13 protein-coding genes and 4 tRNA genes are annotated in these 16,206 nt (G+C 68.6%); 10 read left to right on the forward strand and 7 right to left on the reverse strand.

The window, feature by feature from the left end:
* Positions 1-116 precede the first annotated feature (116 nt).
* Together ABEA30_RS10275 and ABEA30_RS10280 are read right to left on the reverse strand one after the other, a co-directional pair.
* A complete protein-coding gene (locus ABEA30_RS10275; RefSeq protein ID WP_345582496.1) occupies positions 117-794 on the reverse strand; it encodes a potassium channel family protein in 678 nt (225 codons plus the stop codon).
* A 9-nt stretch (positions 795-803) separates the two neighbouring features.
* Positions 804-1,451 carry a potassium channel family protein gene (locus tag ABEA30_RS10280; protein ID WP_345582798.1) on the reverse strand — a complete coding sequence of 216 codons (648 nt, stop codon included), beginning with the start codon at positions 1,449-1,451 and terminating at the stop codon, positions 804-806.
* A 114-nt stretch (positions 1,452-1,565) separates the two neighbouring features.
* Here ABEA30_RS10280 and ABEA30_RS10285 point away from each other — a divergent pair, with 114 nt between their 5' ends.
* The 5 genes from ABEA30_RS10285 (at position 1,566) to dxs (ending at position 10,320) form a co-directional block, all read left to right on the forward strand.
* On the forward strand, positions 1,566-3,560 hold the full coding sequence (locus tag ABEA30_RS10285) for an APC family permease (RefSeq protein WP_345582498.1): 1,995 nt from the start codon (positions 1,566-1,568) through the stop codon (positions 3,558-3,560).
* Positions 3,557-4,687, forward strand: a complete 1,131-nt coding sequence (locus tag ABEA30_RS10290) for a class I SAM-dependent RNA methyltransferase (RefSeq protein WP_345582500.1) — start codon at positions 3,557-3,559, stop codon at positions 4,685-4,687. The genes ABEA30_RS10285 and ABEA30_RS10290 overlap by 4 nt, the downstream gene beginning before the upstream one ends.
* 112 nt (positions 4,688-4,799) lie before the next feature.
* Positions 4,800-7,613 (forward strand): aconitate hydratase, encoded by a 2,814-nt coding sequence (acnA, locus tag ABEA30_RS10295; protein WP_345582502.1) that lies wholly within the window; start codon positions 4,800-4,802, stop codon positions 7,611-7,613.
* Positions 7,614-7,956: 343 nt separating this feature from the next.
* Positions 7,957-8,346 carry a hypothetical protein gene (locus tag ABEA30_RS10300; RefSeq protein WP_345582504.1) on the forward strand — a complete coding sequence of 130 codons (390 nt, stop codon included), beginning with the start codon at positions 7,957-7,959 and terminating at the stop codon, positions 8,344-8,346.
* A 54-nt stretch (positions 8,347-8,400) separates the two neighbouring features.
* Entirely contained in the window at positions 8,401-10,320 is a 1,920-nt protein-coding gene (dxs, locus tag ABEA30_RS10305) for a 1-deoxy-D-xylulose-5-phosphate synthase (RefSeq protein WP_345582505.1), read from the forward strand.
* On the opposite strand, the gene ABEA30_RS10310 is transcribed toward dxs, so the two are convergent.
* The 5 genes from ABEA30_RS10310 to ABEA30_RS10330 all read right to left on the reverse strand — a co-directional run bounded on the left by ABEA30_RS10310 (position 10,311) and on the right by ABEA30_RS10330 (position 13,511).
* Positions 10,311-11,513: an HRDC domain-containing protein gene (locus ABEA30_RS10310; RefSeq protein WP_345582507.1), complete on the reverse strand. Its 1,203-nt coding sequence runs from the start codon at positions 11,511-11,513 to the stop codon at positions 10,311-10,313. The genes dxs and ABEA30_RS10310 overlap by 10 nt on opposite strands.
* Before the next feature lie 5 nt (positions 11,514-11,518).
* Positions 11,519-12,103, reverse strand: coding sequence for a DUF3000 domain-containing protein (locus tag ABEA30_RS10315; RefSeq protein ID WP_345582509.1), 585 nt, complete (start codon positions 12,101-12,103; stop codon positions 11,519-11,521).
* A 55-nt stretch (positions 12,104-12,158) separates the two neighbouring features.
* Positions 12,159-12,575, reverse strand: a complete 417-nt coding sequence (gene msrB, locus ABEA30_RS10320; protein WP_345582511.1) for a peptide-methionine (R)-S-oxide reductase MsrB — start codon at positions 12,573-12,575, stop codon at positions 12,159-12,161.
* Between the two features lie 33 nt (positions 12,576-12,608).
* Positions 12,609-13,382 carry a sirohydrochlorin chelatase gene (locus tag ABEA30_RS10325; protein ID WP_345582513.1) on the reverse strand — a complete coding sequence of 258 codons (774 nt, stop codon included), beginning with the start codon at positions 13,380-13,382 and terminating at the stop codon, positions 12,609-12,611.
* A 57-nt stretch (positions 13,383-13,439) separates the two neighbouring features.
* A tRNA-Val gene (locus ABEA30_RS10330) sits at positions 13,440-13,511 on the reverse strand.
* Between the two features lie 56 nt (positions 13,512-13,567).
* Between ABEA30_RS10330 and ABEA30_RS10335 the strand changes: the two genes are divergently transcribed.
* The 5 genes from ABEA30_RS10335 to ABEA30_RS10355 all read left to right on the forward strand — a co-directional run bounded on the left by ABEA30_RS10335 (position 13,568) and on the right by ABEA30_RS10355 (position 16,206).
* The gene (locus tag ABEA30_RS10335; RefSeq protein WP_345582515.1) at positions 13,568-14,143 is read left to right on the forward strand and encodes an alpha/beta hydrolase family protein; all 576 of its coding nucleotides are present in this window, start codon (positions 13,568-13,570) and stop codon (positions 14,141-14,143) included.
* Between the two features lie 111 nt (positions 14,144-14,254).
* Positions 14,255-14,327, forward strand: a tRNA-Gly gene (locus ABEA30_RS10340).
* Between the two features lie 51 nt (positions 14,328-14,378).
* Positions 14,379-14,449 (forward strand) — tRNA-Cys (locus ABEA30_RS10345).
* A 1-nt stretch (position 14,450) separates the two neighbouring features.
* Positions 14,451-14,525 (forward strand) — tRNA-Val (locus ABEA30_RS10350).
* Between the two features lie 220 nt (positions 14,526-14,745).
* The gene (locus ABEA30_RS10355) at positions 14,746-16,206 is read left to right on the forward strand and encodes a hypothetical protein (RefSeq protein WP_345582517.1); all 1,461 of its coding nucleotides are present in this window, start codon (positions 14,746-14,748) and stop codon (positions 16,204-16,206) included.

Consider the following 16,206-nt stretch of genomic DNA (forward strand, 5'->3'; position numbering starts at 1 on the left):
AACTACCGCCTCAGAATGCTCCTCATCGGCGGCGGTCTACGACTATGACCCCACGCTCAGGTACGAAGAGCCTTCAACCCCGACTTCGAAGTCATCCCGTAGCCGGGGCCTGCCAGTCAGTCCTCGACGGCGTCGCCTTCGGGGTCGAACAGTTCGGCCAGCTCCGGCTCGGAGTCCTGCGTGACGAGGAAGAGCAGTTCGTCGCTGGCCTCGAATGCACGGTCCCGCTCGGGTGGCAGCGGGGCACCGTCGCGGATGAGGGCCACGAGCACGGCGTCGCCGGGCAACTCGATGTCACGGATGCGTCGCCCGATGAAGCGGGAACCGATGGGCAGGCGGATCTCCGATAGGTGTGTCGTCGACTTCGTGAACGTCAGGAGCCGGACCAGGTCGCCCGTCGAGACCGCTTCCCCCACCAGCGCCGACATGAGGCGCGGTGTGGAGACGGAGACGTCGACGCCCCACTGGTCGTCGAACATCCATTCGTTGCCCGGGTGGTTGACCCGACCCACGGTGCGCGGCACGCCGAACTCCGTCTTGGCCAGCAGCGAGTGCACGAGATTGGCCTTGTCATCTCCCGTCGCGGCGATCGCCACGTCGTACCGGTCGAGCTCGGCCTCCTCGAGCGAGCTGAGCTCACAGGCGTCGGCCTCCAGCCACATGGCACCGGGCACCGCACCACGGTGGATGGCGGAGCGGTCCTTCTCGATCAGCAGCACCTGGTGACCGTTGGCGATCAGTTCTCGGGCGATGGAGCGGCCGACGTTGCCGGCTCCTGCGATGGCGACACGCATCTGGCTCTCCTAGTTCCGGCCCGGCGCGGCGGCGAACAGCGTTTCGAGTTCGTCCACCCGTTCGGTGTAGCAGGCGACGTAGATGAGGTCGCCATCCTGGTAGATCGTGTCGCGGTCCGGCACGATGCCGCGGCCCACGCGCAGCACGAAGGGGATGGGCGCATCCGCTGCCGCCGACAACTCGCTGATGCGGCGCCCGACCCAGCCGTTGTGCACGTGGACCTGCATCAGGCGGGCGTCGCCGGTGGGGTCAGACCACACCGGTTGGCTGCCCGAGGGGAGGAGGCGCCGCAGCATCTGCGTCACGGTCCACTTCACCGTCGCGACGGTGGGGATGCCCAGCCTCTCGAAGACCTCCGCACGGCCCTGGTCGTAGATGCGGGCCACGACGTTGTCGACATGGTAGTTCTCGCGCACCACGCGGGCGGAGAGGATGTTGGAGTTGTCACCGGAACTGACGGCTGCGAACGCGTCGGCGCGGCGGATGCCAGCTGCCTCCAGCACTTCGCGGTCGAATCCGATGCCCTCCACGGTGAGGCCCTTGAACTCGTTGCCGAGCCTGCGGAACGCCTCGGGGTTCTGGTCGATGACGCCGACGCTGTGGCCGCGCTTCTCGAGGCCTGTGGCGAGCATGGCCCCCACACGGCCGCAGCCCATGATGACGATGTGCACCCTTGTCTCCTCCGCAGGCTGGGACCCCTGCCCAGTGTGATCCGAACATAGCACCAGGCGGCGGTGACATTTGAGGGCAACAGGTCTACGTTGAGCGTTGTGAACGTGATCTCCGCGCTCAAGCGCATGGTGGTGGGCCGCCGTCTGGCCAACGCCCAGATGGGCGAGACGTTGCTGCCCAAGCGCATCGCGCTTCCCGTGTACGCGTCCGACGCGCTCAGTTCGGTGGCCTATGCACCGGACGAGATCCTCATCACCTTGTCGCTGGCAGGCATGGCCGGATTCCTGTTCTCGTGGGAGATCGGCGTCATGGTGGCCATCGTGGTGGCGGTCGTCGTCGCCTCGTACCGGCAGACCGTCCACGCGTATCCGAGCGGCGGCGGTGACTACGAGGTGGCCCGCGAGAACCTGGGCCGCCATGCGGGCCTCACGGTGGCGTCGGCGCTGATGGTCGACTACGTGCTGACCGTGGCGGTGTCGGTGTCGGCCGGCGTGATCAACGCCAAGGCCATGGCGCCCTTCCTCCAGGGGTATGAGGCCTGGACGGCGGTCGGCGTGATCGTCTTCCTCACGCTGATGAACCTGCGCGGCGTGCGCGAGTCCGGTAGCGCGTTCGCCGTGCCCACCTATGTGTTCATGTTCTCGATGTTGACGATGATCGGCATCGGGCTGTTGCGCATCTTCCTGCTGGGGCAGGACCTCCGCTCAGAGACCGCCGACCTCATCGTGGTCCGCCCCGACGGCGCCGACGACCTGGCGGGCTGGGCGCTGATCGCCATCCTCGCGCGGGCCTTCTCCTCCGGTTGCGCGGCGCTGACCGGCGTGGAGGCCATCAGCAACGGCGTCCCGTCGTTCCGGCCCCCGAAGAGCCGCAACGCGGCCACCGTCCTCGCGATGCTCGGGCTCATGGCCATCACGATGCTGGTGGGCATCATCGCGCTGGCCAACCTCACCAAGGTGCACCTCATCGACGAGCTCACCGGCACGCACTACGTCGACCAGGCGGGCAACACCATCCACAGCGCTGCCACCACCGTGACCGGTCAGCTGGCCCGTGTGGTGTTCATGGACTGGTTCCAGCCGGGCTTCTACATCATGGTCACCGCCACCATGCTGATCCTGTTCCTGGCCGCCAACACCGCGTTCAACGGGTTCCCCTCGCTGGCCTCGATCCTCGCCAAGGACGGCTACCTCCCGCGGCAGCTGCACTCCCGGGGCGACCGGCTGGCCTACTCCAACGGCATCGTGATGCTCTCGCTGGGCGCGATCGTGCTGGTGCTCGCGTTCAACGCCTCGGTCACGGCCCTGATCCAGCTCTACGTCGTGGGCGTGTTCATCTCCTTCACCCTCGGCCAGTGGGGCATGGTGCGGCACTGGACCACGAAGTTGCGCACCGAGCACGACCCGGCCGAGAAGCGGCAGATGCAACGCAGCCGCGTGGTCAACTTCATCGGCGCGATGCTGACCGGCGTCGTGCTGGTGGTGGTCCTGATCTCCAAGTTCACGCACGGTGCCTACCTGGCCCTCGTGGCGATGGGGCTGATCTTCGTCGTCATGCTGGGCATCTCGAACCACTACCGGGCGGTGGCCCGCGAGTTGCGGCTGACCCCGGAGTCGGACCGCGCGCTCCCCAGCCGGGTGCGGGGCGTCATCCTCGTCCAGCGTGTCAACCTGCCCACGGCCAAGGCCATCGCGTTCGCCCGCGCCACCCGCCCCACCACGTTGACGGCGGTCACCGTCGCCATCGACGACGACGAGGTCGAGCAGATTCTGGACGAGTGGGAGGAGGAGGATTTCGGCGTCCCGCTGAAGGTCATCGCCTCCCCGTACCGCGAGATCACCGGCCCCTTCATCCGCTACGTCAGCGACCTGCGCACGGAGAACCCACGCGACGTGGTGAGCGTCTACATCCCGGAATACGTCGTGGGCCACTGGTGGGAGCAGGTGCTCCACAACCAGACCGCGCTGTTGATCCGGACCAGGCTGCACTTCATGCAGGGCGTCATGGTGACCTCCGTGCCCTACCAACTGCGCAGTTCGGGCCGGCGCAGGGACATCACGCGCCGCGCCTCTGAGCCCAGGATCCGCCGATGAACGCCGAGATGGTGTTGGAGCGGGTGGCGCATGGCGGCTATGTCGTGGGGCGGCTGGACGGCAAGGTGGTCTTCACCACCGGGGGCCTTCCGGGTGAGATGGTTCGCGTCGAGATCACCGACCGCGGCGCACGCTTCGACCGTGGCTGGGTGACGGAGGTGCTCAAGGCCGCACCTGGCCGGGTGGTGGAGCCATGCCCCATCGCGCGCCGCTGCGGAGGGTGCGACTGGCAGCACGCCGACGCCGCCACGCAGCTCCAACTCAAGACCGCCGTGGTCGCCGAACAGCTGCAGCGCCTGGCCGGCATCGCCTGGGAGGGTGAGGTCGAAGCGGTGCCCGGCGGGCTGCTCGACTGGCGCACGCGCGTGCGGTACGCCGTCGACGACGATGGCACGGTCGGCCTGAGGGCCCGTCGATCGCACGACATCGTCGCGCTGCCCGAGCAGGGCTGCCTGATCGCGGCGCCGGGGCCCACCGTCGCCGAGCTCGAGGCCGCCGCTGAACCGGGCGTCGACCTCGAGGTGACCGTCGCCGATGGCGGCGTCACGCTGACCAGCGGTCGTCGGGTCACGGGCCCGGACCCGGTCCGGCAGCACGTCCTCGGCCGCACCTACGCCGTCGCGGCCACCGGCTTCTGGCAGGTCCATCCGGCCGCGGCCGAAACCCTCACCCGGGCGGTGCTCGACGGGCTCCGGCCGGAGCCGGGGGAGCGGGCCATGGACCTCTACTGCGGTGTCGGGCTCTTCGCGGGGGCGCTCGCCGGCGCCGGTTGCATGGTGCTGGGCGTGGAGGCGGGGCGCGGCGCCGTCGAGCTCGCCCGGCACAACGTGCCCGAGGGCGAATTCCTGGCGCTGCCCGTCGAGCGGGCTGACCGGAAGATGCCGAGTTGGGCAGACCTCATCGTCCTCGACCCGCCGCGCAAGGGCGCCGGAGCCGCCGTCGTGCGGGCCGTCGCGGCCAGGGAACCCCGCGCGATCGCCTACGTCGCCTGCGACCCCGCTGCGCTGGCCAGGGATCTGCGGACCTTTGCGGAGGCGGGGTACGAGCCCGTCTCGATCAGGGGTTTCGACCTGTTCCCCATGACCCACCACATCGAATGCGTGGCGATCCTCCACCCCGCCTCGTAGACGGCACCCAGCCCCTAGGATGGCGTGAGACGGCGACGTCGCCGCGCGTTGAAGACTTGTGCGGTATCTTGATGTCAAGATAATCTGGCGTCAGCCAAGCTTAAGGAGAAGGATGAGCGTCAACAGTTTCGGGGCGAAGGCGAGCCTCGACGTCAACGGCACCTCGTACGAGATCTTCCGGCTCGACTCCGTGCCGGGCTCCGAGAAGTTGCCCTTCAGCCTCAAGGTCCTCCTGGAGAACCTGCTGCGCACCGAGGACGGTGCCAACATCACCAAGGAGGACATCGAGTTCCTCGGCAACTGGGACCCCAACGCCGAGCCGGACCACGAGATCCAGTTCACGCCGGCCCGCGTGATCATGCAGGACTTCACCGGCGTCCCCTGCGTCGTCGACCTTGCCACGATGCGTGAGGCCGTCGTCGGCCTCGGCGGCGACGCGTCGAAGGTCAACCCGCTCTCGCCGGCCGAGATGGTCATCGACCACTCCGTCATCGCCGACGTCTTCGGCACCAACGACGCGTTCCAGATCAACACCGACATCGAATACCAGCGCAACCGCGAGCGGTACCAGTTCCTGCGCTGGGGCCAGACCGCGTTCGACAACTTCAAGGTCGTCCCGCCGGGCACCGGCATCGTGCACCAGGTCAACATCGAGCACCTGGCGCGCGTGGTGTTCCCGCGCACCGTCGACGGTGTGCTGCAGGCCTACCCCGACACCTGTGTGGGCACCGACTCGCACACCACCATGGTCAACGGCCTGGGCGTCGTCGGCTGGGGCGTGGGCGGCATCGAGGCCGAGGCGGCCATGCTGGGCCAGCCGGTCTCCATGCTCATCCCGCGCGTCGTCGGCTTCAAGCTCACCGGCAAGCTCAACGAGGGCACCACCGCCACGGACCTCGTCCTGACCATCACCGAGATGCTGCGCGAGCACAAGGTCGTGGGCAAGTTCGTCGAGTTCTACGGCGACGGCGTCGCCGAGGTGCCGCTCGCCAACCGCGCCACCATCGGCAACATGAGCCCCGAGTACGGCTCCACCATCGCCGTGTTCCCGATCGACTCCAAGACCACCGACTACATGCGCCTCACCGGCCGCGACGAGGAGCAGATCGCGCTCGTCGAGGCCTACGCCAAGGCGCAGGGCCTGTGGCACGACCCCTCGGTCGAGCCGGTCTACTCCGAGTACATCGAGCTGGACCTGTCCGCCGTCGTCCCGTCGATCGCCGGCCCGCGCCGTCCGCAGGACCGCATCCGCCTCGACCAGTCGAAGACGGCCTTCCACCAGGAGCTCGTGGCCTACGCCGGCGAGCCCGAGGCTGACTACGGCGGCTACGACAAGGCCGTCAACGACACGATGGTCGCCTCCGACCCGACCGAGCCCACGCCCGGGGAGACCGACAACTCTCCCGCGCCGCACGGGGCCGGCGACGGCGCCTCGCCGGACCGCGTCGTGAAGAAGGTGCCCGTCACCCTCGCCGACGGCTCGAGCTTCGACCTCGACCATGGCGCCGTGACCATCGCCTCGATCACCTCCTGCACGAACACCTCCAACCCGAGCGTCATGATCGGCGCCGCCCTGGTGGCGAAGAAGGCCGTCGAGAAGGGGCTCACCCGCAAGCCGTGGGTGAAGACGTCGCTGGCCCCGGGCTCGCAGGTCGTGACCGACTACTACGAGAAGGCCGGCCTGACCCAGTACCTCGACGCCATCGGCTTCAACCTCGTCGGCTACGGCTGCGTCACCTGCATCGGCAACTCCGGCCCGCTCATCACCGAGGTGTCGGAGGCCATCAACGAGCACGACCTGGCCGTGTCCGCCGTCCTCTCGGGCAACCGCAACTTCGAGGGCCGCATCAACCCCGACGTGAAGATGAACTACCTGGCCAGCCCCATGCTGGTCATCGTCTACGCCCTCGCGGGCACCATGGACATCGACCTGTTCAACGAGCCGCTCGGCCAGGACAAGGACGGCAACGACGTGTTCATGGCCGACATCTGGCCCACGCAGGCCGAGATCGAGGAGGTCATCTCCGGCTCGATCAGCGCCGAGATGTTCACCTCCCGCTACGCCGACGTGTTCAGCGGCGACGACCGCTGGCGCTCGCTGCCCACGCCCGACGGGGACACCTTCGAGTGGGACGGCGAGTCCACCTACGTGCGCAAGCCCCCGTACTTCGAGGGCATGCCGGCCGAGCCGGCGCCCATCGAGGACGTCACGGGTGCGCGCGTGCTGCTGAAGCTGGGCGATTCGGTCACGACGGACCACATCTCACCGGCCGGTTCCATCAAGGCGGATTCGCCGGCGGGCCAGTACCTGACGGCCAACGGCGTCGAGCGTCGCGACTTCAACTCCTACGGTTCCCGTCGTGGCAACCACGAGGTCATGATCCGCGGCACGTTCGCCAACATCCGCCTGCGCAACCAGATCGCGCCGGGCACCGAGGGCGGCTTCACCCGCGACTTCACCCAGCCCGACGGGCCGGTGACCAGCGTCTACGATGCGGCCGTCAACTACGCCGAGCAGGGCACCCCGCTCGTCGTGCTGACGGGCAAGGAGTACGGTTCGGGTTCCTCGCGTGACTGGGCCGCCAAGGGCACCGCGCTCCTGGGCGTGAAGGTCGTCATCGCGGAGAGCTACGAGCGCATCCACCGCTCGAACCTCATCGGCATGGGCGTGCTGCCGCTGCAGTTCCCGGCCGGGGAGAGCGCTGAGTCGCTGGGCCTCACCGGTGAGGAGACCTTCTCCTTCGAGGGCATCACGCAGCTCAACGACGGCGTGACGCCGAAGACCGTCAAGGTCACCGCGGTGGCGCCTGACGGCAAGGAGACGGCCTTCGACGCGGTCGTCCGCATCGACACCCCCGGAGAGCGCAGCTACTTCCAGCACGGCGGCATCCTGCAGTACGTGCTGCGCAACCTGGCCAAGGCCTGACCACAGCGCGAAACCGGGCCGGTTCCCTCACGTGAGCCGGCCCGGTTGGCGTTTCCGATCGCCGAGACGTCACCCGATCTACATCCGCGGTTCACGTGTCGGTGGGCATCACGTCACCCGGGGCCGTTGTCATGGGGCGTGACTGATCGGAGGATGAATGTTCGCATCGATGAAGCGTTTCGTGTTGGTCGGCATCGTGGCGTCGGTGGTGGTGGGGCTGCTCACCGGCACCGCAGAGCCCAGCGAGCGCGAGGTGGCCACTGACCGCGGGTGACCCGTTCGCGGACGACCCCAGGCGGGCCCCCACTCGATTTTGTGGGTGTCGTGCGTTTCAATAGTGGGTATGTTCGATGAAGATGAAGTCATCCGGGTCTACGTCCCACCGGGTTGGCCGGGAGCCGTCCGCCCACCGGGCTCCAACGGCTGGCTGAAGACGGCGGAGGCGTTCCTGCTGGACTGCTGTCCGTCGGAGTACCGCGGGTACCAGGTGCTGCGGCGCCACCCCGTCGTGCTTGCCCGCATGGCGCGGGAGTTCGTGGCGTCGCAACTGGTCGCCACCCGCAGCGGGTTGGCGGGCGTGCGTACCTCGTTGGCGGGCGTGGTCGACACGGGCACGGTGGACCAGGCGGCCGCAGTGCTGCAGCAGGAGGAGGCCCGTCTGGTGCGGGTGGCAAGGGGAGTCGAGCTCGTTGAACAGGCGCTGAGGGACGTCCGGTTCACCCCGCGGTTGTGAGGCGGGCAGCACGTTGGTCCTGCCAATCGGGGGTTAGGGCCTACTATTGACGGCATGTCTCTGTTGGATTCGGTGCGCAGACCCCGCGATCTGCGGGCGCTGTCAAGGAAACAACTGGTGCAGCTGGCTGAGGAGATCCGGCGCTTCCTCATCACCAAGGTCAGCCGCACCGGGGGTCATCTGGGCCCGAATCTCGGCGTCGTCGAACTGACCATCGCCATCCACAAGGTCTTCGACTCTCCCTCAGACCCCATCATCTTCGACACCGGCCACCAGAGCTACGTGCACAAGATCCTCACCGGACGAGCAGACCGCTTCGACACCCTCCGCCAGCAGGGCGGCATCTCCGGGTACCCGGAGCCCGATGAGTCGGAGCACGACTGGGTGCGCAACTCGCACGCCTCGTCGGCCCTGTCCTGGGCCGAGGGGCTGGCCAAGGGCTTCAGGCTCCGCGGCGAGGACCGCACCGTGGTGGCGGTCGTCGGCGACGGAGCGCTCACCGGCGGCATGGCGTGGGAGGCCCTGAACAACATCGCTGACGCCGAGGACCTGCGTCTGGTGATCATCGTCAATGACAACGGCCGCTCCTACACGCCCACGGTCGGCGGCCTCGCGAACCACCTCGCGGGGCTCCGCACCGACCACCGCTATGAGAAGACGCTGAGCATCATCAAGCGCACCGTCACGCGCGTGCCCGTCTTCGGCCGCCCGGTCTACGACCTCATGCACGGCTTCAAGACCGGCGTGAAGGACGTCCTGGCCCCGCAGACGATGTTCTCCGACATCGGCATCAAGTACACAGGCCCCATCGACGGCCACGACATCACTGCGCTCACCAACCACCTGGAGCAGGCCCGCCAGTTCGGTGGCCCGGTGATCGTGCACTGCGTCACCCGCAAGGGCCGCGGTTTCCAGGCGGCGGAGGAGCACGAGGAGGACCGCTTCCACGCCGTGGGCAAGATCAACGAGTTCACGGGTGAGCCGCTCTCGGCGACGGTGCAGGCCACGTGGACCGATGCCTTCGCCGAGGCCATCGTCCAGCTGGGCCAACGACGTCCGGACCTCGTGGCGATCACGGCCGCCATGTTGAACCCCACGGGCCTGGGCCGCTTCGCGGCAGCCTTCCCGGATCGCATCTTCGACGTCGGCATCGCCGAGCAGCACGCCGTCGTCTCCGCCGCCGGCATGGCCCGTACCGGCCTGCATCCCGTCGTCGCCCTGTATGCCACGTTCCTCAACCGGGCATTCGACCAGGTGCTGATGGACGCCGCCCTCCACAAGGCCGGCATCACGCTGGTGCTCGACCGGGCCGGCGTCACCGGCACGGACGGCCCCAGCCACAACGGCATGTGGGACATGACGCTCCTGGGCATCGTCCCAGGTCTGCAATTGGCCGCTCCGCGCGACCAGTCCCGACTCGTGGCAGCGCTGGACCGTGCCGTCGAGGTGGACGATGCGGTCACCGTGGTGCGCTACTCGAAGGAGCGGCTGCCAGACGAGATGCCGGAGATCGCGCACGTCGGCGAGGGCCTCAACCGCGTGGACGTGCTCAGCCGGCCCGAGGGTGCCAAGGTGCTCATCGTGGGCTACGGGCAGTTCGTGGGCGCGGCCCTCGACCTGGCGGAGCGCCTCGATGACCAGGGCGTGGCTGCAGCGGTCGTGGACCCGTTGTGGGCGCTGCCCATCAGCCCCGACCTCGTGGCCCTCGTCAGCGGCTACGACCTCGTCGTCACGATGGAGGACAACCTCGTCGACGGCGGCATCGGGCAACGGCTCGCGGCCCAGTTGGCCATTGCGGATGCGCCGGTCAAGGTACGCAACTTCGGTATCCCCAAGGCCTTCCTCACGCACGGTTCGCGCGACGAGGTGTTGGAGCGCATCGGGCTCACTGCCGCCGCCACCGCGATGGCCGTGCTGGGCGACCTCCTGGCGGTCGAGGCACGTGAGGGCGTCGTGGAGGACGCTCAGTCCTGACCGAGGGCCTCCGCGATCGCCGGGGCGAGGAAGTCGGCCTGCCATGGCCGCGCACCCAACTCCACCAGGAGTTCATGGGGCACCTCTGCATGGTTGAACAGCGCCTCCTGCAGCACGGCAGGCGGGGCGATCAGGCTGGGCTGCAGCCCGCCCAGGTCGCAGGCCAGTTCATCGACCACGGGCCGGACCGCCGCCCAGCGGGCAGCGGCCTCCGGGTTGACCTTGTCCCATGAACGGGGATGTGGCACGCCCGTGGCACGCAGCCGCTTGGCCGGGTAGCTGGACGGCGACATTGCCCGTACCCGGTCGAGCGCGGCCAGCCAGTGGCGCACGTACCGCTGCCCGGGCTGTGAGGCGAAGCCGGCGAGGCCGGTGACCTGCCTCTCGGACGGCACCTCGTCTCGGGCCAGCGCGGCGACCGCGAGGATCGCCGAGTCGTGCAGGATCCAGCTGGGCGGCCGGTCACGACGGCGGGCCACGTCGTCGCGGGCGAGCCACAGTTCCCGGGCGACGGCGTACTGCAGCGGGGTGCGCAGGTTCGTGAGCCCGCTGAGGCGCCGCCACGGGTCCTCACGCGGCACCGGGGGCTGGCTGTGGCGCGCCAGCATGTCGTCGTTCTCCTGCGCCGACCACTCGGCGCGCCCCGCCAGCACCAGGTGCGTGGCCAGCACCGAGGACAACTCGATGAGGTAGTCGACGTCGAGCGCGGCGTAGATCAGCCACGACTCCGGCAGCGGCCGCCGCGACCAGTTGTCGGCTGAGTGGGCCTTCCGCAGCTTGATCCCGAGTTCGGCCTCGAGCAGCGCGCCCAGGGAGGCGCCGGGCTTGGCGAGCAACCGTGCCGCGAGCTCCGTGTCGAAGATCCGCGGCGGGATGATGTTGATCTCCTGCATGCAGGGGAGGTCCTGCGTGGCGGCATGCACGATCCACGTGGCCGTGCCACAGACCTCGACGAGGCTGGCGAGGTCTGCCCGCTCCCCGCCGTCCTCGAACGCGACGGGGTCGATGAGCCAGGTGCCCGAACCCTCGCGCCTGATCTGCAGCAGGTAGGCCTTCGCCCAGTACCTGTGGCCGTGGGCGCGTTCGGTGTCGAACGCGACGGGGCCGCGGCCTGCGCGCAGCGAACCGAGGCACTGGGTCAGGAGTTCGGGGGTGTCGACGACGGGCCGGAGTGGCTCCCGGCTGTGGTTCACGAACGTCATGAGATGCGGCCCACCGGCAGGCTGGCGACGCCGGGCGGCAACGGTGGTTGGCCCGCCACCTGGCCCAGCAGGTCCTGCCAGGCCGCGAGGTGCGGGGTGAGGGGGTGCGTGGGGTCGAGGAGTGGGGTCCAGGAGGAGCGCAGTTCGACCTCTGCCCGGTCAGGGTCGTGGTCCATCTCGCCGAAACCCCGCCCGTAGGAGGCTGTCACCGTGCCGGCCAGCGCGGACGCGTCGCACCCGTGGCTCTCGAGGGCTTCGGTGAACCAGGACCAGGCCACGTCGGGCAGCAGGGGATCTGTGACCATCTCGAGGTCCACCTCCGCGCGGACGTAGGTCACGAGCCGGAACGTACCGCCCCAGGCGTCGTTGCCAGCCGGATCGTGGAGGAGGATCAGGCGGCCCGTGGCCAACGGCTCGTCGTCCAGCACGAGTTCAGCGGCGATCGCCACGGAATGCGGGGCGATGCGCTGGGGCGACCCGATCTCGTCTGCAGAGATTCCCGTTCGCCACCGCATCTCCGTCAACTCCTGGAGGGCCCGGGCGAACGGCTCGGGCGTGAGGCTGGTGACATTCGCGGGCACGGAGCCACTCTAAGCGCGGCGGCCCCGGATTCGTGGGTGGCGCGCCGACCGCCCCTCAGGAGCGGCGCAGGTTCAGCGCCACCGAGTTGATGCAGTACCGCAGGTCGGTGGGGGTCTCGTAGCCCTCGCCCTCGAACACGTGGCCGAGGTGGCCGTCGCAGTTGGCGCAGCGCACCTCGACGCGGGGGCGGCCGGGCAGCGACCGGTCCTCGATGTAGCGCACCCGGTCTTCTGCCAGCGGGGCGAAGAAGCTGGGCCAGCCACAGTGTGAATGGAACTTCTCATGGCTGCGGAACAGTTCGGCGCCGCAGCCCCTGCACTCGTAGACGCCCTCGTCCTCGGTGTCGGTGTATTCACCGGTGAAGGGACGCTCAGTGCCGGACTGCCGGAGCACGTGGTACTCCATCTGGCTGAGCTGCTCGCGCCACTCCGAATCCGGCTTGATCAGCTTCGGGACGTACTGGTCTGTCATGTGGATGATCTTAATCCGCCGTGACAAGCCCGGTCAGGACTCCTCGCCCTCGAGGACCTCCGCGGAGAGCTGGGTGGGCGTACCATCCAGCAACTCCATGGCCCCGAACGCGTAGCGCGCCAGGATGAGCTGCCTCAGGTGTGGCGTGGGGCCGATCGGGGCGGTGACGGCGATGGCGCCGGCCCGCAGCGCGGCGTGGGCGTGCACCTGGTAGTCAGGCGTGGGCGTGAGGTACACGCTGCCCACCGCGATGTGGCGGCGGCCCTGGGCGCGCAGCGACGCGACGGCAGAGGCGGTGGCGCGGCCGCTGCCCTCCTCCACGGCGAGTTGCACCGGGATGCGGTGGTGCGCCGCCCACTGCCGTGCCCGGCGGGCGAGCAGGGATGAACCCCGGACGTCACCACCGGCCGGGGCGGCCAGGATCAGCCCGTCGATCTCGAGGGCACCACCACGGTGCAGCGCCTCGCGGACCCGCTCGTCGAGGATGTTGAGCAGTTCGCTGGCGGGGCCGACGGGGCGGCTGACGGCCAGATGGATGTCGGGGGAGCGGTGGAACGTGTCGAGTTCGGGTCGGTGGTCTGCCGCAGAAACGAGGTCAAGCGGGACGAGCACGGCCTCCCCGACGGCGTCCTCGACCAGCGCTGCGACCACGCCCTCCAGGCTCGGCTCAGGGCCGCCAACCCGGCCCAGGAAGATGCGGAGATCGGGACGCGCTGCGCGCAGGTCGTCGCGGATTGCTGCGAGGGACGAGTTCACGGCATCGTCATCGGGGCCGTCGGCCACGAGAACGATTGCCGGTGCTGTCATCGCCTCATTCCTTCGGGGCCCCGCAGGGCAGCTCCGCCAACGGAAGCCCTACTAGAGTGGGCGATGGCGGTTTCGAACCGCCGACCTCTTCGGTGTGAACGAAGCGCGCTACCACTGCGCCAATCGCCCTAGCGAAGAAAAACTCTAGCGGATCGGAAACGAGAATGCGAACTGAGGTTCTCGACGTGCCAACCAGCAAGGGCATGGCCCGCGTGCACGTCCAGCTGGATGAGGCGTCGGCCGGCCTTCTGGTGCTGGGTCACGGCGCGGGTGGGGGAGTGGACTCCCCGGATCTGCGGGCCGCCAGGGATGCCGGCCTTGACTCGGGCATGGCCGTGGCGCTCGTCGAGCAGCCGTACCGGGTGGCCGGCCGGCGCGTCCCGCCGCCCATCGCGGCTGCTGCGCAGGCCTGGGTCGAGGTGGTGCAGCACCTGAGGGAGCGGTTCGCCGACGGTGTGTTGGTCGCCGGCGGCAGGTCCTTCGGGGGCAGGGTCGCGTGCCGGTCTGCGGTGGAGGTCGGCGCGGACGCCGTGCTGTGCCTCGCGTTCCCGTTGGTCTCGCCCAAGGGCGCCGACCGCGGGCCGGAGCTCTACGGGGTGCGGTTGCCGGTTCTGGTCGTGCAGGGGGAGAGGGATCCGTTCGGCCTTCCGGAGGAGGGCGAGGGGCGCACGGTAGTCGTCGTGCAGGGGACACACACCCTCAACAAGGATGGGGACCGGATCTCGCGCGTCGTCTCCGAATGGCTGCGGGAGTGCCTGTGAGCGCGATTCACGCTCACAGAGCCCCCGATTTGCACTTTGCGGAAAGCATGGTCTAATGTTCTCTACGCGCCGAACGCAGCAGGCCGAAAGGCAAGCAGCGGGAAACGCAAGGCGGACGTGGCTCAGTTGGTAGAGCATCACCTTGCCAAGGTGAGGGTCGCGAGTTCGAATCTCGTCGTCCGCTCGGAGATTAAGGTCTCTCCCAGACCCATACGGGGAGGGTAAACCTCCACCCGGTGGAGTGGCCGAGAGGCGAGGCAACGGACTGCAAATCCGTGTACACGGGTTCAAATCCCGTCTCCACCTCGGGCGGTTGGCGCAGTGGTAGCGCGCTTCCTTGACACGGAAGAGGTCGCCAGTTCAAACCTGGCATCGCCCACCAACATGAAAAAACCCCTCCTGGTGAGGGGTTTTTTCATTTCCCACGCATCACCCCCCGCCCTTCGGCGAGATGACCCCCTCATGGGAGAGGGTGGTCGCTCAGCCAGTTTGATCTTGGGGGCACACATGCACACGACACTGACTTGGGGCAGCCGATGGACGCGTATCGGCCGCCCTCGCGCTGGCCTGCACCACGCTGCTGGTCGGCCTCATCCCGGCCCATGCGGATGAGGCCGACCGCGCACGCGATCACCTTCACGGAGCGTTCAGCGGACGGAAGCGGGACGGCGAAAGTCCTGGCCGCGTCCCTGGCATTGACACCGAGCCAGGCCTCGCAGTGGGAGATCGCGCGGTCCGGCGTCACGGGCGTCGGAGCCGGATTCGCGGCAGGCAGCACCGTGACGGTCACGATCGGAGGCAGAGTCGCCGGTCAGGCCGCGGCGAGCGCCGCCGGGGAGATCGAGTTCCACTTGACAGCCTCGCTGCCCGTCGGCACCACGGAGGTGGTCCTCACCTCGGGCGCCAACCGGACGTCGGCGGTGCTACGGGTACTGGCAGACTCCGCCGTCTTCGATCCCGCAGACCATGACCCGGTGTTCTTCGCCAACCGCCGCGTCGTGAAGGTCTCGGAATTGGCGGCCTCGCCCGTGACATTCACCCTGCGTGACTGGCCGTCGAGGGCGTCGGTGGACATCGCGCTGAACGGACGGGTCGTCGACACCGTCTCGACGAACTCCATCGGGTTTGCGGACTACTCGCTGACCGAGCGACTCTCGGCTGCGTCCTACACCATCAGCGCGACCCACCCGGCGGGGGTGAGGTCCGTGAAGCTCGACGTCGTGCCGGACAAGCAGGGCACGCCTCCCACAGCGGGCAAGTACACGGGCACCGGCGTTCAGACCCAGGCCAGCAGCCGGGTGCTGGAGAGCAGGACGACGCGTCCGATTGCGTTCGACGTGGATGCCGCGGGGCGCATCAGCAACCTCGTGGGTGAGTACTTCTGGGCGTGCGTCGCTGGCGGCGGTTATCACGGGTCCGGCACCAGTGAGTTCTCCGGCCTGCAGCTGACACCCATCACCGTGGGTCGGCCCTTCGAGATCCGGTGGGAGACCGTCTCCACGGCGTACACGTTGATCGGCCAGGTCGATGCGGATGGTTCCGCGTCCGGTACGGTGCGGGCTTCCGTTGGGGTCTGCGGCAGCAGCGTCATCGAATGGAGCACGAAGGTGGCCAGCTCGAAGTACGTCCGCACCGCGCCGTACACCTTGCCCGGCACCCACACGATCAATGGGCGTGAGTGGAAGACGGTGTGTGAGCCGTATTCCCGGACGGAACGGTGCCGTACCGACATCCGGGCGACGACGGTGGCGATGGACAACGGCCGGTTCGTGCGGCGTGACGGGTGGGCGTTCAACAACCTCACCTACCTGCCGTACATGACTCGCGCGTCGTGGGGCAGCAACCCTCTGGCGGTGCACAACATGAACGGGTTCTCGTCCGGGGGCCGCCAGTGGCGCACCGAGTGCGACACCGCGCAGACGGGGCGTGGTGCATGCCGTAGCTACACCATGACGACGGTGTACGCGGCCACCGCCGCCAGCGGCGGCGGATACACGTTCAGCCAGTCGAACCAGTGGGTGTTCAACAACATCGTGATGTTCGGGGGGCCCGCCCAGAAGTAG

It is taken from the genome of Tessaracoccus lubricantis, assembly GCF_039544535.1.
In the GTDB taxonomy this organism is placed as follows: Bacteria; Actinomycetota; Actinomycetes; order Propionibacteriales; family Propionibacteriaceae; genus Arachnia; species Arachnia lubricantis.

Coding starts and splice junctions, on each gene's coding strand:
- ABEA30_RS10275 (WP_345582496.1), bottom strand. CDS start 794: ATGCGTGTCGCCATCGCAGGAGCCGGCAACGTCGGCCGCTCCATCGCC.
- ABEA30_RS10280 (WP_345582798.1), bottom strand. CDS start 1,451: ATGGGCTGCGGCCGTGTGGGGGCCATGCTCGCCACAGGCCTCGAGAAG.
- ABEA30_RS10290 (WP_345582500.1), top strand. CDS start 3,557: ATGAACGCCGAGATGGTGTTGGAGCGGGTGGCGCATGGCGGCTATGTC.
- acnA (WP_345582502.1), top strand. CDS start 4,800: ATGAGCGTCAACAGTTTCGGGGCGAAGGCGAGCCTCGACGTCAACGGC.
- ABEA30_RS10300 (WP_345582504.1), top strand. CDS start 7,957: ATGTTCGATGAAGATGAAGTCATCCGGGTCTACGTCCCACCGGGTTGG.
- dxs (WP_345582505.1), top strand. CDS start 8,401: ATGTCTCTGTTGGATTCGGTGCGCAGACCCCGCGATCTGCGGGCGCTG.
- msrB (WP_345582511.1), bottom strand. CDS start 12,575: ATGACAGACCAGTACGTCCCGAAGCTGATCAAGCCGGATTCGGAGTGG.
- ABEA30_RS10325 (WP_345582513.1), bottom strand. CDS start 13,382: ATGACAGCACCGGCAATCGTTCTCGTGGCCGACGGCCCCGATGACGAT.
- ABEA30_RS10355 (WP_345582517.1), top strand. CDS start 14,746: ATGCGGATGAGGCCGACCGCGCACGCGATCACCTTCACGGAGCGTTCA.